This is a genomic window from Rhodococcus sp. BS-15 (assembly GCF_000813105.1).
Taxonomy (GTDB): domain Bacteria; phylum Actinomycetota; class Actinomycetes; order Mycobacteriales; family Mycobacteriaceae; genus Rhodococcoides.
Window position 1 is genome coordinate 1 of record NZ_BAOX01000510.1, and the last position, 1,827, is coordinate 1,827.

A 1,827-nucleotide genomic window follows, 5' to 3' on the forward strand; every position below is an offset into this window, starting at 1 on the left:
ATGCGCTCGAGACCGAGATCGCCCGAGCCACTGGCGCCTCGACCGACACGTCGTCGGCCACGGCCACCACGACACCCGCTCCCACGACGCCGCCGCCCGATCTCGCCGCCGTGCGGGAGATGTTGACTTCCTCTGCTCGCAGCGCAGCAGATGCAGCTCGCAACGAAAGTGGTTACCGGGCAGGCCTTCTCGGTTCGATCAGCGCCTCGTGCACGGTCTCGGCCCTGGTGGTTCTGGCATGAGCGATCTCGGTCCGGAACAGCAAGGCCTGGTCGATGCCCTGCACGCCGAGTACGCGGCGGTGTTCGCCTACGGCGTCGTCGCGGCGTTCTCCAACCCCACGCGCGCCGAGGTGGTGGCGTCGAACACTGCCGCTCACCGCGCGCGCCGCGACGCCACCATCGATGCACTCCGGGCGGCGAGCGTCACTGTGCCACTGCCCGATCCGGCGTACGCGTCCCCCGTTCCCGGTGACCGACGCGATCTCGGCTGCGCAGTTGGCTGCGCAGGCCGAGATCGATACGAGCATCGCGTGGCGTTCGTCGATCGAACGCAGCCGGTCGGGAGCGACCCGCGACATGGGCGTGCAGGCGTTGACCGACGCTGCGGTTCGCCTCGCGACGTGGCAGCAAATTCTGGCGTCACTCCGTCGTCGACGGCATTTCCCGGCCAACCGTGAGCGCTTCCGCCGGTCCGGCGGAACGCCCCGGCATGAACAGCGCCGCCACGAGTCCGATCGCCACTGCCCCTGCGCCGACGAGCAGGGCGGGTGCCAGGCGTCGGTGTAGCCGGTGGCGTCAGTGATCCACCGGCTCCGATGAACACTGCTGTCAGTACCGCGATGCCGAGCGCGATACCCACTTCTCGCACGGTGGAGTTCGCACTGCTCGCGGTGGCGTGATCCTCGTCCTTCATGTCCCGCAGCACTGCGGTGGCGGACGGGGCGAACGTCAGGCCCATGCCCACTCCGGCCATCAGCAGCGCCGGGACCATGGACAGGTATTCGGTGTCGGGTCCCAGAATCAGCGCCATCCACACGAGCGAGACCGACTGCAACGACAGGCCGGCGACCAACAACCCACGCAGTCCGACGCGCTCGGCGAGCAGGCCTGCGATGGGTGCGACCACCATCGGTGCGGCAGTCCACGGCAGCGTGCGTAGGCCTGCCTGGAACGGCGTGTAGTTCATCACGATCTGGAGGTACTGCGCGAGGAGGAACACCGCCCCGAACATGCCGAGCGAGAACGTGATTCCGATGATGTTGGCGATGGTGAAGCTGCGCGAACGGAAGAGTGCCAGCGGCAGTACCGAGTGCCGGGTGCGCGATGCACGCAGAACGAAGGCGACGAGCAGTACCGCCGAGCCGATGAAGCCGGCGAGCACCGTGGTCGACGCCCACCCGTCGTCGTTGCCGTGGACCACCGCCCACACCAGGAGGAAGACGCCGCCGCCCGCGAGGACCGCGCCGAGCAGATCGAGCGGTTGGATGCGCCCTGCGGTTTCCTTCAGCGCGACGTACGCCAGCGGGACTGCGACGAGGGCCACCGGAACGTTGATCCAGAAGATCGCCTGCCAGGAGATCCCGTCGACCACGCTCCGCCGACCACCGGCCCCAGCGCGACGCCGAGTCCGGAGACCCCACCCCAGATCCCGATTGCCATTGCCCGCTTGCTCACCGGCACCACCGCGGCGAGCAGGGCCAGGGACAACGGCATGATCGCGGCGGCACCGATTCCTTGCACGGCGCGCGCCGCGATGAGCATCGCTGGACTCGCAGCGAGCGCGCTGGCCACCGAGGCGGCGGTGAAGACAGCGATTCCGCCGAGG

Annotated in this window: 1 protein-coding gene and 3 pseudogenes; 2 read left to right on the plus strand and 2 right to left on the minus strand. The window is 68.9% G+C overall.

The window, feature by feature from the left end; all coding sequences use genetic code 11:
• Positions 1–242, plus strand: a pseudogene (locus tag RHBS_RS29415) (hypothetical protein); the annotation flags it as partial.
• On the opposite strand, the gene RHBS_RS31275 reads toward RHBS_RS29415, so the two are convergent.
• The gene (locus RHBS_RS31275) at positions 173–379 is read right to left on the minus strand and encodes a hypothetical protein (protein ID WP_237669845.1); all 207 of its coding nucleotides are present in this window, start codon (positions 377–379) and stop codon (positions 173–175) included. The pseudogene RHBS_RS29415 and the gene RHBS_RS31275 sit on opposite strands and share 70 nt — an antisense overlap.
• Here RHBS_RS31275 and RHBS_RS27445 point away from each other — a divergent pair.
• Positions 302–679, plus strand: a pseudogene (locus RHBS_RS27445) (ferritin-like domain-containing protein). The gene RHBS_RS31275 and the pseudogene RHBS_RS27445 sit on opposite strands and share 78 nt — an antisense overlap.
• On the opposite strand, the pseudogene RHBS_RS27450 reads toward RHBS_RS27445, so the two are convergent.
• Positions 642–1,827 (minus strand): annotated as a pseudogene (locus RHBS_RS27450) (DHA2 family efflux MFS transporter permease subunit); the annotation flags it as partial. The pseudogenes RHBS_RS27445 and RHBS_RS27450 overlap by 38 nt on opposite strands.